Annotated in this window: 23 protein-coding genes; 13 read left to right on the forward strand and 10 right to left on the reverse strand. The window is 69.1% G+C overall.

From position 1 onward, the window contains the following. Positions 1 to 71 precede the first annotated feature (71 nt). Complete coding sequence (locus AB0P29_RS14145; RefSeq protein ID WP_363380757.1) at positions 72 to 1,616, forward strand: amino acid permease; 1,545 nt, start codon at positions 72 to 74, stop codon at positions 1,614 to 1,616. A gap of 154 nt (positions 1,617 to 1,770) precedes the next feature. Here AB0P29_RS14145 and AB0P29_RS14150 read toward each other — a convergent pair whose 3' ends face one another. Continuing rightward, positions 1,771 to 2,289: an AAA family ATPase gene (locus AB0P29_RS14150; RefSeq protein ID WP_363380760.1), complete on the reverse strand. Its 519-nt coding sequence runs from the start codon at positions 2,287 to 2,289 to the stop codon at positions 1,771 to 1,773. Positions 2,290 to 2,373: 84 nt separating this feature from the next. On the opposite strand from AB0P29_RS14150, the gene AB0P29_RS14155 reads away from it, so the two are divergent. From AB0P29_RS14155 to AB0P29_RS14175, 5 genes are read left to right on the forward strand one after another with little or no spacing between them, the layout of a single operon-like run. Beyond that, positions 2,374 to 2,613: a hypothetical protein gene (locus AB0P29_RS14155; protein WP_363380763.1), complete on the forward strand. Its 240-nt coding sequence runs from the start codon at positions 2,374 to 2,376 to the stop codon at positions 2,611 to 2,613. 18 nt (positions 2,614 to 2,631) lie between these two features. Further along, positions 2,632 to 3,963 carry a radical SAM protein gene (locus AB0P29_RS14160; RefSeq protein WP_363380766.1) on the forward strand — a complete coding sequence of 444 codons (1,332 nt, stop codon included), beginning with the start codon at positions 2,632 to 2,634 and terminating at the stop codon, positions 3,961 to 3,963. After that, positions 3,960 to 4,277: a hypothetical protein gene (locus tag AB0P29_RS14165; protein ID WP_363380769.1), complete on the forward strand. Its 318-nt coding sequence runs from the start codon at positions 3,960 to 3,962 to the stop codon at positions 4,275 to 4,277. Before AB0P29_RS14160 ends, AB0P29_RS14165 begins: the two co-directional genes overlap by 4 nt. A gap of 3 nt (positions 4,278 to 4,280) precedes the next feature. Then, the gene (locus AB0P29_RS14170; protein ID WP_363380772.1) at positions 4,281 to 5,099 is read left to right on the forward strand and encodes a prolipoprotein diacylglyceryl transferase family protein; all 819 of its coding nucleotides are present in this window, start codon (positions 4,281 to 4,283) and stop codon (positions 5,097 to 5,099) included. Continuing rightward, the gene (locus tag AB0P29_RS14175; protein WP_363380774.1) at positions 5,083 to 5,610 is read left to right on the forward strand and encodes a hypothetical protein; all 528 of its coding nucleotides are present in this window, start codon (positions 5,083 to 5,085) and stop codon (positions 5,608 to 5,610) included. The genes AB0P29_RS14170 and AB0P29_RS14175 overlap by 17 nt, the downstream gene beginning before the upstream one ends. 102 nt (positions 5,611 to 5,712) lie before the next feature. Here AB0P29_RS14175 and AB0P29_RS14180 read toward each other — a convergent pair whose 3' ends face one another. Then, a complete protein-coding gene (locus tag AB0P29_RS14180; protein ID WP_253036240.1) occupies positions 5,713 to 6,204 on the reverse strand; it encodes a GNAT family N-acetyltransferase in 492 nt (163 codons plus the stop codon). Between the two features lie 182 nt (positions 6,205 to 6,386). On the opposite strand from AB0P29_RS14180, the gene AB0P29_RS14185 reads away from it, so the two are divergent. The 3 genes from AB0P29_RS14185 (at position 6,387) to AB0P29_RS14195 (ending at position 9,019) form a co-directional block, all read left to right on the forward strand. Then, positions 6,387 to 7,187, forward strand: coding sequence for a hypothetical protein (locus AB0P29_RS14185; RefSeq protein ID WP_363380777.1), 801 nt, complete (start codon positions 6,387 to 6,389; stop codon positions 7,185 to 7,187). A 258-nt stretch (positions 7,188 to 7,445) separates the two neighbouring features. Continuing rightward, entirely contained in the window at positions 7,446 to 8,639 is a 1,194-nt protein-coding gene (locus AB0P29_RS14190; RefSeq protein ID WP_363380780.1) for a hypothetical protein, read from the forward strand. An 11-nt stretch (positions 8,640 to 8,650) separates the two neighbouring features. Further along, a complete protein-coding gene (locus AB0P29_RS14195) occupies positions 8,651 to 9,019 on the forward strand; it encodes a hypothetical protein (protein WP_311285130.1) in 369 nt (122 codons plus the stop codon). A 406-nt stretch (positions 9,020 to 9,425) separates the two neighbouring features. On the opposite strand, the gene AB0P29_RS14200 is transcribed toward AB0P29_RS14195, so the two are convergent. The 3 genes from AB0P29_RS14200 to AB0P29_RS14210 all read right to left on the reverse strand — a co-directional run bounded on the left by AB0P29_RS14200 (position 9,426) and on the right by AB0P29_RS14210 (position 13,043). Next, positions 9,426 to 9,665 carry a hypothetical protein gene (locus AB0P29_RS14200; RefSeq protein WP_217529795.1) on the reverse strand — a complete coding sequence of 80 codons (240 nt, stop codon included), beginning with the start codon at positions 9,663 to 9,665 and terminating at the stop codon, positions 9,426 to 9,428. After that, complete coding sequence (locus AB0P29_RS14205; protein ID WP_363380784.1) at positions 9,662 to 10,105, reverse strand: GNAT family N-acetyltransferase; 444 nt, start codon at positions 10,103 to 10,105, stop codon at positions 9,662 to 9,664. The genes AB0P29_RS14200 and AB0P29_RS14205 overlap by 4 nt, the downstream gene beginning before the upstream one ends. Before the next feature lie 412 nt (positions 10,106 to 10,517). After that, positions 10,518 to 13,043: an ATP-dependent Clp protease ATP-binding subunit gene (locus tag AB0P29_RS14210; protein ID WP_064003636.1), complete on the reverse strand. Its 2,526-nt coding sequence runs from the start codon at positions 13,041 to 13,043 to the stop codon at positions 10,518 to 10,520. 65 nt (positions 13,044 to 13,108) lie between these two features. Here AB0P29_RS14210 and AB0P29_RS14215 point away from each other — a divergent pair, with 65 nt between their 5' ends. The 3 genes from AB0P29_RS14215 to AB0P29_RS14225 are packed head-to-tail and all read left to right on the forward strand — an operon-like array spanning position 13,109 to position 14,840. Then, positions 13,109 to 14,029 (forward strand): hypothetical protein, encoded by a 921-nt coding sequence (locus AB0P29_RS14215; protein ID WP_363380788.1) that lies wholly within the window; start codon positions 13,109 to 13,111, stop codon positions 14,027 to 14,029. After that, positions 14,029 to 14,613 (forward strand): hypothetical protein, encoded by a 585-nt coding sequence (locus AB0P29_RS14220; RefSeq protein WP_363380791.1) that lies wholly within the window; start codon positions 14,029 to 14,031, stop codon positions 14,611 to 14,613. Before AB0P29_RS14215 ends, AB0P29_RS14220 begins: the two co-directional genes overlap by 1 nt. After that, on the forward strand, positions 14,610 to 14,840 hold the full coding sequence (locus AB0P29_RS14225; RefSeq protein WP_363380794.1) for a helix-turn-helix domain-containing protein: 231 nt from the start codon (positions 14,610 to 14,612) through the stop codon (positions 14,838 to 14,840). The genes AB0P29_RS14220 and AB0P29_RS14225 overlap by 4 nt, the downstream gene beginning before the upstream one ends. Before the next feature lie 6 nt (positions 14,841 to 14,846). On the opposite strand, the gene AB0P29_RS14230 is transcribed toward AB0P29_RS14225, so the two are convergent. From AB0P29_RS14230 to AB0P29_RS14240, 3 genes are read right to left on the reverse strand one after another with little or no spacing between them, the layout of a single operon-like run. Next, positions 14,847 to 15,566, reverse strand: coding sequence for a hypothetical protein (locus AB0P29_RS14230; protein WP_363380796.1), 720 nt, complete (start codon positions 15,564 to 15,566; stop codon positions 14,847 to 14,849). A gap of 30 nt (positions 15,567 to 15,596) precedes the next feature. Beyond that, positions 15,597 to 17,066: a cardiolipin synthase gene (gene cls, locus AB0P29_RS14235; protein WP_363380799.1), complete on the reverse strand. Its 1,470-nt coding sequence runs from the start codon at positions 17,064 to 17,066 to the stop codon at positions 15,597 to 15,599. A 42-nt stretch (positions 17,067 to 17,108) separates the two neighbouring features. Beyond that, positions 17,109 to 17,294 (reverse strand): hypothetical protein, encoded by a 186-nt coding sequence (locus AB0P29_RS14240; protein WP_064003630.1) that lies wholly within the window; start codon positions 17,292 to 17,294, stop codon positions 17,109 to 17,111. Positions 17,295 to 17,423: 129 nt separating this feature from the next. On the opposite strand from AB0P29_RS14240, the gene AB0P29_RS14245 reads away from it, so the two are divergent. Next, the gene (locus AB0P29_RS14245; protein WP_363380802.1) at positions 17,424 to 18,512 is read left to right on the forward strand and encodes a DUF4192 family protein; all 1,089 of its coding nucleotides are present in this window, start codon (positions 17,424 to 17,426) and stop codon (positions 18,510 to 18,512) included. A gap of 7 nt (positions 18,513 to 18,519) precedes the next feature. On the opposite strand, the gene AB0P29_RS14250 is transcribed toward AB0P29_RS14245, so the two are convergent. Both AB0P29_RS14250 and AB0P29_RS14255 read right to left on the reverse strand, forming a co-directional pair. Then, positions 18,520 to 20,520: a hypothetical protein gene (locus tag AB0P29_RS14250; protein ID WP_363380804.1), complete on the reverse strand. Its 2,001-nt coding sequence runs from the start codon at positions 20,518 to 20,520 to the stop codon at positions 18,520 to 18,522. 101 nt (positions 20,521 to 20,621) lie between these two features. Next, positions 20,622 to 21,689, reverse strand: a complete 1,068-nt coding sequence (locus tag AB0P29_RS14255; RefSeq protein WP_363380807.1) for a glycosidase — start codon at positions 21,687 to 21,689, stop codon at positions 20,622 to 20,624.

Genomic DNA, 21,689 nt, shown 5'->3' on the forward strand with positions numbered 1-21,689 from the left:
TCTTCCGCAAGGCGTGAGCCAGCGCGCCGACCCGACGGCGCGCTGCGCGCCGACCGCAGCCAGGAGGTCTCATGACGAATCCGAGCACCACTCCGACCACGACGGGCGGCGTCCGTTACGCCCGAGCCGAGGACGGCTACTTCGAGAAACGCACGCTGAAGCGCTCCGCGGGAGTCTGGGGACTTTGGGGTCTCGCGGTCGCCGCCGTCATCTCGGGCGACTTCTCGGGCTGGAACTTCGGTATCGACTTCGCCGGCTTCGGCGGCATGCTCATCGCCTTCGCCGTGCTCGTGCTCATGTACTACGGCCTGACCTTCTCGATCGGCGAGATGGCGGCCGCGATGCCGCACACAGGCGGCGCCTACTCGTTCTCGCGCTCGGCGATGGGACCGTGGGGAGGGCTCGCGACAGGCCTCGCCGAGACCATCGAGTACGTCGCGACGACCGCGGTGGTCGTCTACTTCTCGGGGTCGTACGCGAATCAGGCGCTCGAGCTGCTGACCGGGATCAGCCTGCCCGCGTGGCTGTGGTGGGTCGTCCTCTATGTCCTGTTCATCGGCCTGAACGCCGCGGGCGCGGCGGTCTCGTTCCGGTTCGCGATCATCGTGTCGATCATCTCGATCGGCATCATCGTCGTCTTCGGGGTGATGGCCCTCGTCTCGGGCGCCTTCTCCTGGGCGTCGCTGTGGGACATGGCCCCGAACCCCGACGCGTTCGGCGCATCGACGTTCCTGCCCGAGGGCCTCGGGGCGATCCTGTTCGCGCTGCCGTTCGCCATGTGGTTCTTCCTCGGCATCGAGGAGCTGCCCCTGGCCGCGGAGGAGTCGCACAATCCGGCCCGCGACATCCCGCGCGCGGGACTGTGGGCTCGCGGCACCCTCATCGGCACCGGCCTGATCGTCCTGTTCCTCAACACCGGAGTCCTCGGGGCGGAGGCGACCGGCACGTCGGTCGAGCCGCTCCTCGACGGCTTCAAGGCGTTCCTGCCGCCGCAGGCCGCCGCGATCCTGTCGCTGCTCGCACTCATCGGTCTGCTCGCCTCGCTCATGGGCATCATGTTCGCCTACGGGCGCAACATGTACTCGCTGTCGCGGGCGGGCTACTACCCGCGGTGGCTGTCGCTCACGGGCAAGCGCCAGACGCCGTGGGTGGCGCTCACCTTCGGTGCCGTGCTGGGCTTCATCGCGCTCGTCATCCTCCAGGCCGCGGGCGGCGACACGAGCCCTGCCGGCGCGATCGTGCTCAACATCGCCGTGTGGGGCGCGGTGCTCGCATACTTCCTGCAGATGGTGTCGTTCATCATCCTGCGTAAGAAGTTCCCGAACGCCGAACGTCCGTACAAGAGCCCGTGGGGATTGTTCGGGGCCTACTCGGCCGCGATCATCGCGGCGATCGTGTTCGTCGGTCTGTTGTTCAACCCGACGTTCCTCCTCGCGATCGTCGCGATCATCGTCGTCTACGTCGTGATCTTCATCGGCTTCGCCGTCTACGGCCGCAAGCGCCTCATCCTCTCGCCCGAGGAGGAGTACGCCCTGTCCGGCGGCCTGCACCGCGACCCGCAGCGCGAGGGCTACGACGCCATGGAGAAGGACGTCTTCGGAGACCGCCGCTCCTGAAAGACCCGAACGGGCCGGGTGCTGCTGAGGGCGCACCCGGTCCGTTCGCACGTCCGGCTGCGTTCACGGATGCAACAGATCCGACGCGACACGCCGACGACGGGACCGAGGATGCCGGGTGTCGCCCGGCATCCGTTGCATCCGTAGACGCGGCTCAGCGAGCCCCGAAGCCCCGGAGGTACTCGACCGTCCGCGTCAGGTTCTCGTTCAGGGTCCGCATCGAGTCGACGGTGATCCGTTCGTCGTTCCATCCGTCGAAGCCCGACGTTCGCGCCCGCACGTCATCCCAGGTTGGCTCGGCGAAGCCCTCGAGGGGGCGTTGTCGGGTCTCGAGGCGGCGGCGGTGCTCGTCCGGATCCGAGCAGACCACCTCGACGAACGCGACCGGGACTCTCTGCTCAGCGGCGAGCGACCGCCACTGGTTCCGCGCGAGTTCGGCATCGTTGACCGCGTCGATGATGACGTCACCGCCGATGCGGAGCTGCTCGCGCGCGAGATCCTCGGCGACGACGTACGCCGCGAGCCCCATCGGCTCGTCGCGGTCGATGCCCGCGCGCCACAATGCGGACTCGATGGGATCGACCGAGAGGATCGCGCAGCGCAGTTCTCCGGCGATCCGCTCGGCCAGCGTGCTCTTCCCCGACGCGGGCAACCCTGCCATGACGATGAGCATGGCCCCATCCTCGCGTGTAGTCGGAGGGAAGGATCGTACGCGACTCGCCCTGGACCGCGACGACCCCAGCACTAGGGTGTGGGCATGAGCCACGCCGGAGCGGGGATGCCCCTTCGCGACTATCGGGTCCACCGCTACGTCAACGCGTTCTGCCCGACGTGCCACGAGGAGGACCCGGACCGTCCGCTGAGCGAGGTGCGCCGGCTGTCGGGGTGGCTCGCCGACCGCGACGGCACGATATGGCTGGAACGCGGATGCCCCGACCACGGCCTCGTGCGTACGCTCTACGACGAGTCGGCCGAGATCCTCACCTATCTGGAGTAGTGGACCGCGCCGACGAAGGTGCACGGTCCCGACACGACCGGCAACTTCAAGCCGGTGCCCTCGGCCTACGAGGATGGTCTGCCGCAGATGCAGACCCAGCACACCTGCATCCTGCTCGAAGACCTGCTCGACCACTGCAACCTCAAGTGCCCCACCTGCTTCGCGGAATCGAGCCCCGCGGCCTCTGCCGTTGCGCCGCTGGCCGAGGTGCTCGCGTCGGTCGACGCGCGGCTCGCGAAGGAGAACAATCGCATCGACGTGCTGATGCTGTCGGGCGGTGAGCCGACCCTCTATCCGTGGCTCGAACAGCTCCTCGAGCATCTCGTCGCGCGCCCCGTCGTCCGCATCCTGCTGAACTCGAACGGTCTCCGCATCGCGCAGGACGACGCCTTCGTCGAGGTGCTCAAGAAGCACCGTGAGCGGGTCGAGGTGTACCTGCAGTTCGACGGCGTGACGGCCGCGGCATCCGCCTTCCACCGCGGCGCCGACATCCGCCGGTTCAAGGAGCGCGCGATCGAACGGCTGTCGGATGCCGGGGTGTTCACCACCCTCACGATGACGGCGACCCTCGGGGTCAACGACGGCGAGATCGGCGCGGTGATCCGCCGCGCGATGGCGACGCCGTTCGTCGGCGGCGTGACGATCCAGCCGGTGTTCGGCTCGGGGCGCTCGTCGGGCATCGACCCGAGCGACCGTCTCACGCACACGGGTGTGCTGAACCGGCTCGGCCCGCAGACGGACGGCGAGGTCACGTGGCGCGACCTCACGGCGCTGCCGTGCAGCCACCCGCACTGTTGCTCGGTCGGCTACCTCCTGAAGGACGACGCCGGCGACTGGAAGTCGCTCGTCGGGCTCATCGGGCACGAGCGATTGAAGGACTTCCTCGATCTCCAGCCCGACATGATCGCCAACCGCATCGCCGACAGCAACGTCAACAAGGCGATCCGCGAGGTCGTGAAGGGGTCGCTCCTCGACCTGCTGAGCGAGCAGTCCTCGCTGTCGCATCCGTCGATGAGCTCGATCTGGCGCGACATCTGCCAGAACTGCGACCTCGGGATCGGCACCCTCGCCACCCTGGCCGCATCGAAGCTGCCGGGACAGCATGCGCGGCTGCGGAAGATGATGGGCGAGCGGGTGCTGCGGATCACGGTGAAGCCGTTCATGGACATCAACACGATGATCGAGGAACGGCTCACGCAGTGCTGCGTGCCCGTCGCGACGGTCAACGAGTCGACCGACGCACACCAGTGCGCCCCGTTCTGCGCCGTGCAGGCGTGGGCGCCCCTCGGCCGCACCCGACTGTCGACCGCGACCGGCGGTCGGCGGCAGATCCCGGTGAGCGTCTCGTGAGCACCGCCGGGTTCGGGCACCTCAATCAGCGCGACGAGAGCGTCGCCGATCCGGTCGCGCTGTTCGACCCCCTGCGGCTATGCGTCTTCGCGACGATCGCCGCGATCGCTGCCGTCACGGGGCCTCTCGCTGTCGCCGTCTTCGCCGGTGTCGCGATCGCCGGATACGCGCGCGCCCGGCGCGCAGGACTGCTCCGCTCGCGCTGCAAGCTCGGCGACACCCGGCTCGTCCTGGCCTACCTGTGCGTGCTCGAGGTGCTCGCCCTGGCGGCGATCCCGCTGTGGGTCATGCTCTGGATGCGGCTGCTGGGCTGACCCGTGTTCCCGCTGCTGAGCGACCTCGCACCCTGGCTGCCGCCGATCGACACGCACGCCGTGTTCGTGGGCCTCGGGCTGCTCGCCGCGGGGGTCGTCTTCCTCATCGAGAAGCGCCGACGCGGCGTCAGCGACCCGCGGGTCGCCTATCTTGTGCTCGGCGCGCTCGTCGGCGCCGCCGTGCTCTCGCGCCTCGGAACATGGGCGCAGCACCTCGATCCGTCGAAGAACCTGTCCCTCGTCGATCAGCTCGCCTACGGCAACGCGTCGATGCTGTCGGCGCTCGTCGGCGCCTGGCTCGGTGTACACGTCGCCAAACGCATCGCGCGCTACCCCGACCGCTCCGGCGACCTCTTCGCCCCGGCCGTCGCGCTGGCCATGGCGATCGGACGCATCGGATGCCTCCTCACCGAGCAACCCGGGACCCCGACCGGCGGCGGGTGGGGCATCGTCCTCGACCCGGGCGCGGCCGCACGCGTCGGGGCGCCCGCGGGCGTGCCGCTGCACCCGAGCTTCGTGTACGAGATCGTCTTCCATGCGGTCGCCTTCGCGCTGCTCTGGTTCTGGCTGCGCCACCGGCCCATCGCGCCGGGCGAGACGCTGACGCTGTACATCGCCGCGTACGCCGTGTTCCGTTTCGCCGTCGAGTTCGTCCGCGGTAACGAGGTCGCCTGGCTCGGACTCACGAGGCCGCAGCTGTTCCTCGCCGTGACGATCCCGCTGCTGTTCGCCCGCCTCGCCTGGATGGCCTCGCGCGGACGATTGACCCTGCACGACACCCCACCGATCGGAAGGATGGCCGCCGATGTCCCCCGAACCTGATCGTCCCGACGACGCCGAGCCGACACCGCCTACCGACCCGCACGCGAGTCCGCACGCGGGCCCGCCGCAGGGTCCGCCGGCCGGCGAGCCTACCGCCGGCCCGCCCTCCCCGACGCCACCGCAGGGCCCGCCCTATCCGACGCCACCGCAGGCGGGGCCGCCCTATCCGACCCCGCCCAACCCCGGCGCACCGGGCATCTCGCCGGAACCGGCAGGGTACGCGCAGCCCGCGGGGCCACGGCGGCTGAGCTTCGGTGCGGGCGTCGGCATCGGCACGGGCATCGGATGCGGCGCCTACGTCCTCGGCGGCCTGCTCGCGATCGCGCTGATCTCCGTCGGCTTGATCGGCTTCCTCGCCCCGTTCGTGATCATCGCCGTTGTCGGCGTCGCGCTCATGTTCTCCGCCCGCACCCGCCCAATCGGCACCGGCATCCTCATCGTCACCGCCGCCGCGTGGATCCTCGTCCTCGGCCCGTGCGTCGCGCTCCTCGCTCCCGGCGGTTTCACCTGATCCCGCCCGCTCGCGGATGCAACGGATCCGACGCGACACCCCGATGACGGCGTCGCGGATGCCGGGTGTCGCCCGGCATCCGTTGCATCCGCGGACAGCGGCTCAGAGGGGAAGGCGCAAGCACACGAGCTGTGCGCGCGACTCCCAGGACGGCGCCTCGACGAGGCCCTCCCGCGCGTAAAGCGCGAGCGCGTCAGCACGCCAGTTCCACACCGAGAGGCGCAGCCCCGCCGCACCCAGGGCGCGTGCGCGCTCCGCGGCATCCGTCAGCAGCGCCGACCCCGCACCGGACCGACGCCCCGCGGGGGCGACCCACAGGCGCTCGAGCTCGACGTCGCTCCCCGCACGGTGCATCACCACCATTCCGATGGCCGCCTCGTCGCGCTCGGCGACGAGGACCACGGCTCCGTCGAAAGACCTGACGGGGTCGCGCACCTCGACCGCGTATCGCTCGGGCAGCGGTCCGGGCTCGGCGAGCCCTCGCTCGACCTTCTCCCGCTCGGTCTGTGCGTGATACGCCGTCAGCATCGAGGCGACCGCGGCCCGGTCGGGCCCGTCGAGATCTGCCGGGCGGACGGTCACGGATGCGCGCACCTCCCCATCCTCCCGCGCTCACGGAGGCGACAGATCCGACGCGACACCCCGACGACGGCGCCGCGGATGCCGGGTGCCGCCCGGCATCCGTGTCATCCGCGGTCAGCGGCTCAGAGGGGAAGGCGCAGGCACACGAGCTGTGCGCGCGACTCCTAATCGCTCGGGCGCGAGCGGGAGCATCGGTGGCGATCGCCACCGCGACGAACGAAGACGCGGCCGCACTCAACGCGCTCATCCAGCAGGCCCACGCCCAAGCGGGCCACACGACGGCGCCGGCCACGGAGATCTCGGGCAGTGACCTCCTGAGCATCCGCAACGGTGACCGGCTCATGACGCGCAAGAACGACCGCGAGTTGGGCGTGGCCAACCGCGACGTGTGGACCGTTGATCATGTGACCTCGGACCGGCCCGTCGTCGTCAGCGACGGTAAACGCACCGTCCAGCTGCCCGCGGAGTACGTGAAAGAGCACACGCACCTCGCCTACGCCGCAACAGAGTTCGGCGTGCAGGGAGCGACGGTGCAAGCCGGCCACGGCATCGTCACCGACACCTCGAACGCTTCCGCGCTCTACGTGTCTGCAACCCGCGGCCGCGAAGCGAACACCCTGCACGTGGTCGCAGAGACCCCCTTGCAGGCGCGCGAGCTATTCGTGAACGCGATGACACGAGAGTCCGGCGACCGGGGCGTCGAGGTCCAGCGGGAGGCCGCACGGCGGGATCTCGACGGCACAGCGGGGACACGGACGCTCACAGAGACCCAGAGGGAGCAGGCGGCATGGTGGGGGGTCGACATCGACCGACCCCCCGAGCGTGCGCCGGCCGATGCAACGACCAGCCCGGATAGCGCCGTGGTGCGAGAGACCGAGGCCGTGCGCAGCCCCGAGGCCGCAGCGCGAACCGCGAACGACACCGAAGCAACCCGCATCGCTAGGGACTCGGCCGCGGCGCAGCAGAGGATCGCTGCGTCTGGGCAGGAGCGGTGACGCCGCCCACTGTTAGCGCTCCTGGCCTCAAGACCACGCGCGGGCGCAAGACACTCACCACTGGTGAGAGCGCCTATTGACGGCATTAGTCAGTCGCCTATATTTTCCGACCAAATCGTAGAGGCTGGGGGCCCGATGAAGATTCATTCTCGATGGCTAGGACGAGTGGGGCTGGCAGCTGCCATGTTGATGGGCGCGAGCCTAGTCACTGCACCCGCTTACGGTGCCAGCTTGGGTGGCGCCCGGGGATCAAAGCCGATGAGCATCGACGTTGCGCAAGTTGCTGTGCCGCCCGAAGAAGAACTGTCCATGGCGGAGCAGTTTGCGCTCGAGTACGACGTCAGTGTTGAGGAAGCAAGTCGCCTCCTCAACGTGCAGGCTGAAGCGGGTGATCTCGTGAGCATCCTCGCCTCAAAGTTTGGGGAGGGGGCTTTTGATGCGCAGACGGAAGTGCGCGACGGCTCCGTCTCTCTACTGCTCCGCACGGAAGATGACACGATCGCCCACCTGGCTGAATCCCTGGCGGATTCGAAGAAGGTGACGCTCACAATCGAGGCTACGCGGCCATTCGCTTCGCACACGCAAACCCTCGAAGAAGCCATCCCGAGATTCGCTGCGATCTATCCAGACGGAGGGTTGCAAGGGGTCTACATCGACAAGTCGTCGGGCGAGATCGTGCTCGATGTGAAGGAGTCCTCGGACGCGCAGCGCGCCGCGGCCGAGGAAGTTGCATCGTCTGTTGTCGCCTCTGACGCTGAGTGGGCTGCGTCTGCCCGTAAGGTCGAGTCGTCGTTTGCAAGAGTCGAGGCGTCCGGCGAGGAGGCCGGTGATGCTGCGATCATGCGCGGCGGCAACAGGGTCACAGGTGGAGGCGGCATCTGCACAGCCGGGTTCACAGCACAGACGGGCACGACGTCGATATCGAACCGCGGTTATTGGACGGCGGGGCACTGTGGCACCAGCCTGTCGTGGTACGCCAATCCCGGGGGGTCTGGTTCGACTTACGGTTCGTCATACAGCAGCGCCGCGTACAACAGCTCCGCCGACATCGCCTACTTCACCATCATCCCGTCTACTCACAGCACCTACACGACGTTCTACGGGGATTCGCTTTCTACGCCGCGACAGAACCCGCAGTCGATCTCACTTGCCTTGGTGGGCAGCTACCTCTGCCACCGGGGGATCACGACCGGCTATCAGTGCGGAGAAGTCACCTCGAATGAGTACGCTCCAACATGGTCGAACGCATGTAACGGTATGACCTGCCAAGCCCGATTCGTGCGGGTCGCGGCGGACCAAGCAGGCGGAGACAGCGGTGGGCCATGGCTTTGGACGAATGGGACCGGAACCAATCGGGCCTACGGGATACATAAGAGCGGCGCGTCTACGTGGAGCGTGTTCTCCAAGCTCTCGTACGCACCCGCCAGCACCCGGCTGCGCTACAACTACTAGGGGAGCCGACAGTGAAGCACACCACATCGGTGATCCTTCCCGGATTGATCACCCTGCTCCTGACGGGATGCACCAGCGTGGATGAACTGACGGTAGCGACCTACACACCCACAGGGGAAGGTGGGTTCGGCGCCCAGCTTGTTGGCTCTCTCACTCAAAGCGACGCTGGCTGTCTCACAGTTACCTCAGATGATTCTGCCGCGGTGCCCGTCTTTCCCGAGGACGCGATCGCCGTCGATGGTGAGAGCATCGTCTACAACGGTCAGACGTTCAAACTTGGAGACAGGATCAGTCTCACCGGCGGGATAGCAACCAATCAGGACCTGCCCGAGGAGTGCTCAAGCGGAGGCGACATCTTCCTCGTCTCAGCCGACGCCTGAATCGCAAGAAAGGCCGGAGGCTCGAGGCTCCGGCCTTTCTGTTCGGTCTTACGCGGCGCTCGTGGTGCGGCTTCGCCGCTGCGGGCGTCCGTCCGGCCGTCATCCGCGCCATGGAAGAGTCCACCGCGAACCTCGATTAGCCGGCTCGGCGCGCAGCGCGCTAGCCGAGCACGTACCGAGCGACAGCCTCATCGATTGCATCGAACTCGGGGCATCCGTCACTCGGGGTGGTCGACTGGCTCGCTATGCGGTGCACGAACGTCCGAGACAGGCCGAGGATCTTCTCGGCCTGGCCCATCGTGTACCCCGCCTCGAGAAGGTCTCTCAGCGCGGCCGCGTGCAGCCGCGAGAGCGGTGCGGAAGAGGGACCGGAACCTATGGCTCCGGTTCCTCTTCCGTGGGTAGGTCAGACGGCGGCCACGCGTTTGCGGCGTCCAACGATGAGGGCAAACACTGTGCCAATCACGCCGACGATCATCAGCGCGGGTGCAAAGTAAGCCGCCACCAAGACGAACGGCGCTCGCGGCCCGTCTCCGTTGAGCCCCGCTGCCTCCTGCGCCTGATAATCGGCTACCGCCCACAGACCGCCCACCACCTCGAGGACAACCCCGAGCGTCAGAGCTGCCAGCGAGACGATCAAGATCACGACGGGACCTCGACGAAACCCTGCCGCGCGTAAAGGGCGAGCGCGTCGGCACGCCAGTCCCACACGGACAGCCGCAAGGCGGTCGCGCCGGCGAGATGGGCGCGATGCGCGGCATCCGCCATCAGTGCAGACCCCGCGCCGGATCGACGCCCCGCGGGCGCGACCCAGAGTCGCTTGAGCTCGACATCGGCGCCCGCGCGGTGCAGTACCCCCATGCCGATCACGTCGCCGTCACGATCCGCGACGATGACTTCTGCGCCGGCGAAGCACGATGCGGGCTCGCGCACCTCGACCGCGTACCGCTCGGGCAGCTCGCCGGGCTCGGTGACCCCGTGCGCGACCTTCTCGCCCTCGGTCTGCAGGTGATAGTCCGCCAGCATCCTCGAGATCGCCCCGCGATCGGCACCGTCGAGAACGGCGGGGCGAATGGAGACGGTCACCCGACCATCCTTGCCTGTTCGCGGACGCGATGGATCGCGCCCGACACGCCGACGATCGGACCACGGATGCCGGGTGTCGCCCGGCATCCGTTGCATCCGCTGACGCACGCCCGCGGTTGAATGGACGGATGCGCTGAACCCTCCGCCCCTCGACGCCCGACGACGCGACCTGGATCGCCGAGCTGCGCGCGGTGGTCCTGCGGCCGGACCTCGAGCGCCTCGGCCGGTACGACGAGACTCGCGTGCGGCAGCGGTTCCTCGACGCCTTCGATCCGACTCTCACCCGCGTCATCGCCGTAGCACGGCTTCGTGCTCGACACCGAGGGCAAGGTCGACGTCTTCCTGGTGCGCCAAGACTGAACGACGAAGGGGTCGGATGCCTCTCGGCATCCGACCCCTGTCGTTCCGTCGCTTACGACCCGGCGATGATGTCCGGGCTCGCGGTGATCTCGCCTGCGGCACCCACGCCGACCGCTTCGCGGCCTTCCTGGCGGGTCGTCGCGAAGACGAAGCGGCCGTTCTCAGTGTCGACCTTCACGTGGTCGCCGGCGTTGAGCTCGCCGCGCAGGATCCGCTCGGAGAGCTGGTCCTCGACCTCGCGCTGCATCGCGCGGCGCAGCGGCCGGGCACCCAGCGTCGGGTCGAAACCGATCTCGATGAGGCGGTCCTTCGCGTCGTCGGTCAGCTCCACCGTCATGTCACGGTCGAGCAGACGCTCGCTGAGGCGCTTCGTGAAGAGCGTCACGATCTGGCGCAGCTCGTCCTTGTTGAGCTGCGGGAAGACGATGACGTCGTCGACACGGTTGAGGAACTCCGGCTTGAAGTGGCGCTTCAGCTCCTCGTCGACCTTGCCCTTCATCCGCTCGTAGGTCGTCTGCGAGTTGCCCTCGACCTGGAAGCCGACCGGACCACCGGCGATCGCCGACGAACCGAGGTTCGTCGTCATGATGATCACGGTGTTCTTGAAGTCGACCACGCGGCCCTGACCGTCGGTCAGGCGACCCTCTTCGAGGATCTGCAGCAGCGAGTTGAAGATGTCCGGGTGGGCCTTCTCGATCTCGTCGAAGAGGACCACGGAGAACGGCTTGCGGCGCACCTTCTCGGTGAGCTGGCCGCCCTCTTCGAAGCCGACGAATCCGGGAGGGGCACCGAACAGTCGCGAGACCGTGTGCTTCTCGCCGAACTCCGACATGTCGAGGGAGATCAGCGCGCCCTCGTCGTCGAAGAGGAACTCGGCGAGCGCCTTGGCGAGCTCGGTCTTTCCGACACCCGTGGGCCCGGCGAAGATGAACGAGCCCGACGGACGATTCGGATCCTTGAGGCCGGCACGCTGACGGCGGATCGTGCGGGAGAGGGCCGCGATGGCCTCCTCCTGACCGATGACGCGCTGGTGCAGAGCCTTCTCCATGAAGACGAGACGGCTCGTCTCCTCCTCGGTGAGCTTGAAGACCGGGATGCCGGTGGCCTGAGCCAGGACCTCGGCGATCAGACCCTCGTCGACGACCGCGTGCGACGCGACGTCACCCGAGCGCCACTGCTTCTCGAGGCGCAGACGCTCCGCCAGGAGCGACTTCTCCTCGTCGCGCAGGGCGGCGGCCTTCTCGAAGTCCTGCTCCTCGCTGGCGGCTTCCTTGTCCTCGCGGACCTTCGCGATCTTCTCGTCGAACTCGCGCAGCTCCGGCGGGCTGGACAGGATCGACAGGCGCAGGCGGGCGCCGGCCTCGTCGATCAGGTCGATGGCCTTGTCGGGCAGGAAGCGATCGGAGACGTACCGGTCGGAGAGGTTCGCCGCGGCGACGATGGCGCCGTCGGTGATCTGCACCTTGTGGTGCGCCTCGTAGCGGTCGCGCAGGCCCTTCAGGATGTTGATCGCGTGGGGCAGGCTCGGCTCGGCCACCTGGATCGGCTGGAAGCGGCGCTCCAGCGCGGCATCCTTCTCGAAGTGCTTGCGGTACTCGTCGAGCGTCGTCGCACCGATCGTCTGCAGCTCACCACGGGCGAGCAGCGGCTTCAGGATGCTGGCGGCGTCGATCGCGCCCTCGGCGGCACCCGCACCCACGAGGGTGTGGATCTCGTCGATGAAGACGATGATGTCGCCGCGCGTGCGGATCTCCTTGGTGACCTTCTTCAGGCGCTCCTCGAAGTCACCGCGGTAGCGGGAACCGGCGATGAGCGAGCCGAGGTCGAGCGAGTAGACCTGCTTGTCCTTGAGCGTCTCGGGCACCTCGCCCTTGACGATCGCCTGGGCGAGACCCTCGACGACGGCGGTCTTGCCGACGCCGGGCTCACCGATGAGGACCGGGTTGTTCTTCGAGCGGCGCGACAGGATCTGCATCACGCGCTCGATCTCCTTCTCGCGCCCGATGACGGGGTCGAGCTTGTTGTCGCGCGCGGCCTGGGTCAGGTTGCGGCCGAACTGGTCGAGGACCGCCGAGCCGCCCTGAGCGGTGGCCTGGGCCTGCTCGCCGGCGCCGGTTGCGACACCCGCGGGCTCCTTGCCCTGGTAGCCGCTGAGCAGCTGGATGACCTGCTGGCGCACCTTGTTCAGGTCGGCGCCGAGCTTCACGAGAACCTGGGCGGCGACACCCTCACCCTCGCGGATGAGCCCGAGCAGGATGTGCTCGGTGCCGATGTAGTTGTGGCCCAGCTGCAGCGCTTCGCGCAGCGACAGCTCGAGCACCTTCTTGGCGCGCGGCGTGAACGGGATGTGACCCGTCGGCTGCTGCTGCCCCTGTCCGATGATGTCCTGGACCTGCTCGCGCACGGCGTCGAGCGAGATGCCGAGGCTCTCGAGGGCCTTGGCGGCGACGCCTTCGCCCTCGTGGATCAGGCCGAGGAGGATGTGCTCCGTGCCGATGTAGTTGTGGTTCAGCATCTTCGCCTCTTCCTGGGCGAGCACCACCACACGACGTGCACGGTCTGTGAATCTCTCGAACATCGTCCACCTCCACTCGACGCACTGGCGGCGTCTTACGTAGAGGCTAACGACGCTCGGATGCCGGTATGCCCGTGTTCGCCGTGGGCATACCGAAGCCGGGGCTTGCGGCCGCGGCATCCGCGGGCATAACGTTTCTCGATAACAACGAATGTCGTTATGGGGGGCGGGCTGGCCGGAAGCCGCCCGGCGACCGCAGCGCGAGACAGAAGGGTTGGTGTGACATGGCACGGTGGATGCTGATCGTCGGGGCGGTTCTCGTCGTCGTCCTGATCGTGGGGACGATCCTGGCCTTCGCGCTGGCGACCGCGAAGAAGCAGCGAGCAGGGCAGGATCCCACCACGCTGGTTCGTGTCACGCGAGTCGTCGCGATCGTGTGGGCAGGATTCGCCGCGATAGGCGCGGTGATCGCACTGCTGACCGCGCTGCTCGCTCCGGGCGTGGCCATCACGATGCCCATCCGCGAGTTCTGGCCGCAGCTGCCCGACACCGTGACCCTCGATGTGGATACGGCTCGACGGGTGTCGGGAGGCTTTACCGAGGTGACTCTGACCCTTGAGGAACTCGACCCGACCGCTCGCGTGCTCTGGGCGCTGAGCCAAGCGCTCGCGTGGGGCGTTCCCGGCTTCGTCGCCGTGTTCGTCGCCATCGCCTGCTCTCGACTGCTCGTCGGCGCCGCCTTCGCCCCCGTCGTCACGAAGATGGCGGTCACCACGGGCGCGGTCATCATGCTCGGCGGCATCGCCGCTCAGGTGATGGGCGACATCGCGGGAACCATTGCTTCCATGCAGTTCTTCGGAGCGCGAAGCGGCTCGTGGTCGGGGGACTTCCCGGGCATCGACAACGCCTTCGACGCGTGGTTCCCCTCTCCCACCGCGCTTGTCACGTTCCCCTTCTGGCCGATCGCGGTCGGCCTCGCGTTCGCCGTCCTGGGGGCGATCCTCCGCTACGGCTCTCGCCTGCAGAACGACGTGAAGGGGCTTGTGTGATGGCGGCGCCATCCCGGACCGCCGGCGCACTCGACCCCATCGTCTACGTCGTCGCCGCCTCCCTCACGGCACTGGCCGTCGCGGTCTATCGGATCACCGAGATCGTGAGCCCGGCGGGCCCCGCTGTGACGGTCGGGGCGGATGAGGCATCCGCTGTCCTCCGACTCCCGTCCCGCGCAGCGGTCGATGCCGTCGTCGTGCGCGCGCCTGAACTCGGTGCGGGCGGTTGGGCCTGGATGATCGCCGCGGTGCTGATCGCCGCCGTCGCCGCGATCATCGTGGCCGCAGCGCTCATGCGCGTCGCCTTCGCCGTGCGCCGGGGTCGTGTCTTCGCGGGCGGCGCGACACGTGCGCTCACGGTGATCGCCGCGACCCTGACGATCGCGGCGTTCGCCTGGCCGATCGTCGACGGGATGGGGCGACAGCACGCCGTGCAATCACTCGGCATCCGATTCGAGACGCTGTCGATGCTCGATCTGCTGCCCCTGCTGCCCGTCATTCTCGTCGCCGTCGCGGCGGCGGTGCTGGCCGGTGCCTTCGCGCAGGCCGAGCGTCTGCAGCGCGACACCGAGGGACTCGTGTGACACCCGCCGAAGAGGACGCGCTCACCGGCATCCACTGTCGACTCGACGAGCTGCTCGCGGAACGCAACATGACGCTGACGCGCCTGTCGGAGATCGTCGGCGTCTCGGTGGTGAACCTGTCGATTCTCAAGAACGACCGCGCCCGCGCCATTCGGTACTCGACCCTGTCGGCGATCTGCCGCGCCCTCGACTGCGAGGTCGGCGAACTGCTCGTGCGCGCGGACTGAGACGCGTCAGCGGATCGGCACCGTCTCGGCCGCGTCGAGCACACCGAAGCTCAGGGTCGCATCGCGGTCGACCACCGCGTCGGGATCGAGCTGCACGAGCGTGAGCTGCGGCGCCATGTCCATCGTGCAGACCTGATCAGCGGGCGGGATCTCGAAGCGAACGACGACGGATGCCGGTGACGCGACCCGCGTGTCCTCGACGACGGGCAGGCACGACGACGACCCCCACGTCCGGAGCGCGATCACGCGGTCGCCGATCCACGAGGCGGACGGCGCGTACGCCTCGACAGGGCCGCCGGCGTACGCGGGCAGGTCGATGTCGGTGCGGACGTCCTCGAGTTCGACGCGGACCTGCTGGTCGGTACTCGCATCGACACCGTCGGGCACGGGCACCTCGAGGGCGCGCGCCACCAGATCATCCGTGCACGCATCCGCAGGGGGCTCACGCAGGGCGACGACGATCACCCCGTTTTCCTCCGTCACCTGCGAGACCTCGGGCCGACAGGACGAACTGCCGTACGTCACGACCCCGATGGTCGCTCCCCCATCGAGCCACCCGGCGTCCACGCGGGGCGCCGGCGCCACCGCATCCGCTCCTCCTCCGGGGGCCGCATCACCCGCCGCGGGTGTGGCGCACGCGGCGAGCGCGGCAGTGACGGTGAGTGCTCCGACCAAAGCGACCATCGAACGGATGCGCATCTGGGTTTCCTCCTCGATTGCGGACACCCGAGAAGTGTCCACAGCCGCCGGATCGTCTCACTGCAGCGCGGAGGTCAACCGCGCCAGGTTGTCGAGGATCACGGAGCGGATGGGGCGCTTCTCCCACTCCTCGATCGTCAGTTCGCGCGACATCCCGCGGTAGAGGTCCTCGACGTTGCGCAGCTGGTCGACGAACTCGGCGCCGCGGACGAGCATCGTCACCTCGAGGTTGAGACCGAACGAGCGCATGTCCATGTTGCTCGACCCGACGACGGCGACCTCGTCGTCGATCGACATCGACTTGGAGTGCAGGATGTAGGGCTTCTTGTACATCCAGATCTTCACGCCGGTCGCCAGCAGCTGCTCGTAGTAGCTGCGCTGCGCGTGATAGACCATGGCCTGGTCGCCCTCTTCCGAGACGAACAGTTCGACCTCGACGCCGCGGTGACACGCGGTCTGGATCGCCAGCAGCAGTCCCTCGTCAGGCACGAAATACGGGCTGACCATGACGATCTTGCGCGTCGCCGCGAAGATCAGACTCAGGAACAGCTTCAGGTTGTTCTCGTACTCGAAGCCGGGCCCGCTCGGGACGATCTGGCAGTCGAGGTCGCCGGTCCCGGCATCCGTGGAGAAGTCGGATTCGACCGCGAACACCTCACCGGTCTCGCCGTACCAGTCCGACACGAAGACCGCGGAGAGGGATGCCACGACCGGGCCGTCGACGCGGACCATCATGTCCACCCACTGCAGGCCGCGACGCAGGTTCGTCTTCAGGTTGTAACTGCGATCGGTGACGTTCTGCGACCCGATGAAGCCGACGACACCGTCGATCACGACGAGCTTGCGGTGGTTGCGCAGGTCGGGGCGCTGGTACTTGCCCTTCAACGGCTGCACCGGCAGCATGAGCCGCCACTGCGCACCCATCCGCTCGAGGCGCGAGATCGTCGCCTTGTAGTTCGGCTTCCAGCGGTTCGCCCAGTGATCGAGCAGCACGCGAACCGTGACCCCGCGAGCGGTCGCCCGCTCGAGAGCCGAGAAGAACTCGTCGGTCGCTCCGTCGGACTGCAGGATGTAGAACTCGACGTGCACGTATCGGCTCGCACGATCGATCTCCGCCGCCATCGTGTCGAGGCTGCCCTGATAGTCCGAGATGATCTGCGCGCCGTTGTCGCCCGCCATCGGCAGGGCGCCGAGCTTGCGGTTGAGGCCCACGAGCTGCTCGAACCAGACCGGCGCGTCGGGACGCAGCGTGCCGAAGTCGAGGTCCTCGCTCGCTTCGCGGAAAGCCCGGTTGATCGCCTCCTGCTCCTTGCGGCGCTTGCGCGGCAGGCGCGGGTTGCCGATGAGCAGGAACAGCAGGATGCCGATGACCGGGATGAAGTAGATCGCCAGCAGCCACGCCATCGCCGCTGTGGGGCGCCGGTTCCTCGGGATGATGAAGACCGCGAGGATGCGCACCGAGATGTCGAACGCGAGGACGAGGACGATCCACCACGTCCACGTCCAGTCGACGCTGATGCTGATCACGCGGCCCCCCGGAACTGTGGGCTCAGCCTATCGTTCGGCCCGTCAACCAGCGTTTTCGTCGGGTCGCGGCAGGCCGCGACGGCGGCGCTCCTCGGCCTCGACCTTGGCATAGACCTTGCGCTCGGTGCGATCCATCCGAAGGATGCTGCGCAGCACGAAGACGAGCAGGCCCGCGACGACGATCGTGGGGATCAGACCCCAGACCACCGCACCCCAGTACTCGTCCACCCCTCCATCGTAATGCCGCGGGCGGGGGCAGGGCGCACGGCCTTCTCCCCAGGCGGCCGGATCCGCGGTCCGTCCCGAATCCGCGCGGGCGGCGGCCACCGGCATCCGCTCGGGTCCGACGCTGGGCCCATGTCCACGATCGTCGCCGCGGCCGATGCCGCACACCTGCTCCGCCTCGTTCCGCGCCTGCTCGACTACACGCCCACGCAGAGCCTCGTCGTGATCCCCCTGCGCTCCGGGCGCAGTCTCGGCGTGATGCGCGTCGACCTGCCCCCCGACGACGCGGACCTCGATGCGGTCGCCTCGACCGTCGTCGGGCTCGCCTGCCGCGTCGCCGGCGTGGAGGGTTTCGTCGCCGTCGTCTACACGGACGAGTCCGCCGACCCCGCGCTGCCCGGCGCGGATCTCATCGGCGCACTGCGGCGGACCGCCCGCGCCTGCGGCCTCGACGTCGTCGACGCCCTCACCGTCGCCGCCGACGGCTGGGGGTCGCACCTCGACCCGACGCTGCCCCGCGGCGGTCATCCGCTCGCGCTGATCGAGCACCGGGCGCCCGCATCCGACCAGTCGTCGGGTGCCGACCTGCCGCTCGCCGACGCGTCCGAAGTCGCCGGTACGGCGGCCGCGCTGGCATCGCTCGAGTCGGCGCTCGCGGTGCTGTGCGGCATCCCGTCGACCCTCGGTGCCGAGACGCGGGTCGATCCGGCCGCTCTGCAGGCCGCCTGCGCGCTCGACGATCTGCCCGCGCTCTACGAGGAGATGCTCGAGTGGGATGCCGCGGCCCTCGACCCGATGCGCGTCGCCGTCCTGGGGTGGTGCCTGTCGCGGCCGTCGCTGCGCGACGTCGCCATCGTGCAATGGTCGGGCGATCAGGACCGCGGCGACGACGCCCTCGACGCGCAACGGCGGTGGGAGGACGGCGACGAGTACCCCGTCGACCTCGCGGAGGTCCTGTGGGGCGAGGGTCCGCGCCCCGACCCGGAGCGCCTGTTGCGAGCGCTCGAGCTCGTGCGTCAGGTCGCCGCGCGGCTTCCGGCCGACGAGCGAGCGGGCGCCTGCGCGACGGCCGGGTGGCTCGCGTGGGCACTCGGCCGCTCGACGCACGCGGGCAGGTACGCGGCTGCCGCTCTCGAGGTGGATCCCCGATTGGGGCTCGCCGAGATCCTCATGAGCTTCGTGCAGTCCTCGCACCTGCCCGACTGGGCGTTCCGCCGCTGAGCGGTCGTCAGCGTTCCACGATCGCGAACCCTCCGGCCGGGAGCGTGACGGTGCCGCCGCCCGGGCGCACCCGCACCTCGCGGCCCCGCGCGTCGTAGACCGACACGTCACCCGCGCCGACCGAGACCCGCTGCGGCGTGCGCGCGGCGGAGTGCACGAGCAGCATGCCCTCGCCGTCGCCGCCGAGTTCGAGGCGCGAGACGATCGGGCGCACGAGCAGCCCGTCGAGCTGCAGGTCGCCGCGCGTCACGTCGACGCGCAGCCGATCCTCGCCCTTCGGGAGCGCGCGGGTGAGCGTGTGCGGGTGCATCGCGCCCGCCGTCGGCGAGATGCCCTGCGCCGGCCCGGTGAGCTGCAGCGAGCCGAGCGGCAGCCGCCCGGCGCGCCACGTCGACGCAGTGCGCTCGCGCACCTCCGACCACACGACGGGTTCGACCCACCGATTGCCGCCGGTCCCGGCGAGGTCGAAGACCGCCGAGTCACCTCGCGACAGCGTCAGCCGATCGCCCGACCAGCTGGACTCGCCGCTCCACGACTCCGGGGTGTCGATCTCGCCGGTGGCCGAGACCGCATCCTCGGCCTCGACGAACGACAGACCCTCGCGGTCGGTCACCTCGGTGAGGGCGACGGCGCGCTCGCGCACGTCGGGATGGGCGTCGAGCGCGATCGCCGTCAGCAGACCGTGGATCGTCGACTCCGCGCCGCTGTTGCGGTTGACCGTCCCGTCGGGCTGCAGCCCGTCGTAGGTGACCCCCGTCGCGGGGTCGTACATGCGCTGCCCGGCCTGATTGGCGCCGAAGAACCACGCCGCCTGCATCGCGGCGAGCTGGGTGAAACCGTCCGATCCGGTCGCCTCGGCGACGGCGAGCAGCGACTGCACACGCGAGTCCGCGCCGTACGCGATCTGCACCCGGTCGACGGGGCTCGGGTTCCAGCCGTTGTCGGGACCACCCGCCGTCAGCAGAGTCGGTGTGAAGGTCGCCGCGTCGGCGACGGCGGGGCGCACGAGCGACCGATCGCGCAGGACGACGGATGCCTCGGCCAGCGCCGCGGGCATCTGCGAGCCCCACGCGTGCCAGATCGCCGGCGACTCCACCCACGGCAGCACGGCACTGTACGGCCACTCCCGCACCCCGCCGTCGGCCATCGCGGCGATGCCCTTGGCGAGCTGGCGCAGCGCCGTCGCGGACTTGCCGTCGGGGCCGGCCTCGACGCGGGCGGCGAGTCCGAGCGCGGCCTCCGCCGAGGCATCCGCCCCGTTCGCGATGAGCCAGGCGGGCACCCGCTTGCCGTCCGACACCGTCCACCGGCCGTATTTCGAGAGCACCTGACGGTTCAGGGCGTCGAGCGAGAGGTCGAGCCGCTCGTCGAGGAAGTCGGCGAACTCGGGATCCTCGTCCTCGAACGCCGCGTACCCCTCACCGAGCGCCCACAGGGTGCGCGCGAGCCAGTAGCTGGGGCCGCTGTCCGACGGATCGGGAAGCTCGACCGGTTCCGCCGACGGGTTCAGGGTGCCGTCGGGCTGCATCCAGAGGACGACGTTGCCGGCATCCGGTCCCTCCGTCGTCTGGAAGTAGGCGACCGAGCGGAGCAGCTCGTAGGCCTTCTCGCGGCTGCCGTCGTCGCCGGTGAGCTCCCAGTGACGCGTGTAGACGACGGCGGCGCGGGTCACGTCGTCGGCGTTGTAGGCGCCCTGGCCCCAGTAGCCGGTCTCGGGGTCGAGCGGCCCGCCGCCGACCCGCTCGAACGTGCCGCCGTCCCGGGCGTCGGCATAGGTCCACGGCAGGACGAGGGTCGGCTCCTCGTCCTGGCGGTAGGTGCTGTGGCCCTCGACGTCCGCGGGCGGGGTGGCCTCGTCGAGCAGGAAGTCGAGGTGGTCGAGGTTCGTCACGGCGGCGGATGCCGGGGCCGCGACGGCGAAGGTGGCGCCGAGCGGGACGATCAGCGCGGCGGCCGCCAGAGCAGCGAGCCCGAGGGTGCGCGCACGACGTTGTGCGGAGGTGTTCACGAGGGTGTTCCTTTCGGGTGCGGTGTCGTTCTCCGGATCAGTCGTGCGTTCGCGGCGTGTGGGTGCCGGATGGGACGGTCGTTCCGGAGAACGGCACACGATCAGTCGGTGCGTTCGAGCAGGGCGACGCCGATCTTCGAATCGGCCATGCCGTAGAACACGAACAGGCGACCGTCGACCTCTTCGATCGCGGTCGGGAAGACGACGTTCGGCACGATCCCGCTCCGCTCGTCGTCGGTCTCCGGGGCCAACAGGGGCTCCGGAGTGCGGGCGACAACCCTCGACGGGTCGTTCGCGTCGAGGATGATGGCGCCTGCGGCGTAGTTGACCTTCTGCTGCTGCGAGAAGGCGCTGTCGATCGTCCCGGTGACCCCGTGGTGCAGGACGAGCCATCCTTCGGGGATGCGGCGGGGCGGCGGTCCCCCGCCGATCTTCAGCGCCTCGAACGGGAACTCCGGCCCCGCGACGAAGCGGTGCTGCTCCCAGAGGGTGAGCGCTGAGAGGTCCTCGCGGACGGCGTCGAGGGGGATGTAGCTGATCCAGATCGACTGCCGCTCGTCCTCGACCCCGGCCGGGACGCGCACGCCCTGACCGGGCTTGGTCTCGCCGAGGTCCCACATCGGCCGGTGCAGCACGGCGAGAGCCTCGCGTCCGTCCGGCGCCGTGACCGGCTCGGGGAAGAACACCGTGTCCTTGTTGTGGAACAGGTTGAGGTCCATGTCGAGGTCGTCCTGGTAGCGGAAAAGCGCCGGCCCCAGCCGCCGCCACTCCCGCAGGTCGCTCGACACCGCGACGGCGGTGCGCGGACCGAGCGGCCCGTAGGCGACGTAGGTCATGACGTGCAGTCTGAGCGTCTCGACCCAGGTGACACGGGGGTCCTCGACGCCGGCGTTGCCGACCCCGCGCTCCCAGCCGCGGTCGGGTTCGAGCACGACGCCCTGCCGCTCGACCGCGACGGGCACGCCGTCCTCGATCACGACACGGGCGAGGCCCACCCGCGACACGTTGCCGTCGGCGACCAGCCGGGGCAGAAGGTAGAGCTCGCCGTCGGGGCCCCTGCCCGAGGCGGGGTTGAGCACCCCCTCGACCTCGTTCGGATCGCCGTCCGCGGGGGTCATGACGACCCCCATTCGGGTGAGGCGGTAGGGGACGTGGGTCTCGGCGGGCAT

This window comes from Microbacterium sp. NPDC080220 (assembly GCF_040686395.1).
GTDB classification, from domain to species: Bacteria; Actinomycetota; Actinomycetes; order Actinomycetales; family Microbacteriaceae; genus Microbacterium; species Microbacterium gawkjiense.

Coding starts and splice junctions, on each gene's coding strand:
- AB0P29_RS14145 (WP_363380757.1), top strand. CDS start 72: ATGACGAATCCGAGCACCACTCCGACCACGACGGGCGGCGTCCGTTAC.
- AB0P29_RS14150 (WP_363380760.1), bottom strand. CDS start 2,289: ATGCTCATCGTCATGGCAGGGTTGCCCGCGTCGGGGAAGAGCACGCTG.
- AB0P29_RS14155 (WP_363380763.1), top strand. CDS start 2,374: ATGAGCCACGCCGGAGCGGGGATGCCCCTTCGCGACTATCGGGTCCAC.
- AB0P29_RS14175 (WP_363380774.1), top strand. CDS start 5,083: ATGTCCCCCGAACCTGATCGTCCCGACGACGCCGAGCCGACACCGCCT.
- AB0P29_RS14190 (WP_363380780.1), top strand. CDS start 7,446: ATGAGCATCGACGTTGCGCAAGTTGCTGTGCCGCCCGAAGAAGAACTG.
- AB0P29_RS14210 (WP_064003636.1), bottom strand. CDS start 13,043: ATGTTCGAGAGATTCACAGACCGTGCACGTCGTGTGGTGGTGCTCGCC.
- AB0P29_RS14215 (WP_363380788.1), top strand. CDS start 13,109: ATGCCCGTGTTCGCCGTGGGCATACCGAAGCCGGGGCTTGCGGCCGCG.
- AB0P29_RS14220 (WP_363380791.1), top strand. CDS start 14,029: ATGGCGGCGCCATCCCGGACCGCCGGCGCACTCGACCCCATCGTCTAC.
- AB0P29_RS14245 (WP_363380802.1), top strand. CDS start 17,424: ATGTCCACGATCGTCGCCGCGGCCGATGCCGCACACCTGCTCCGCCTC.
- AB0P29_RS14255 (WP_363380807.1), bottom strand. CDS start 21,689: ATGCCCGCCGAGACCCACGTCCCCTACCGCCTCACCCGAATGGGGGTC.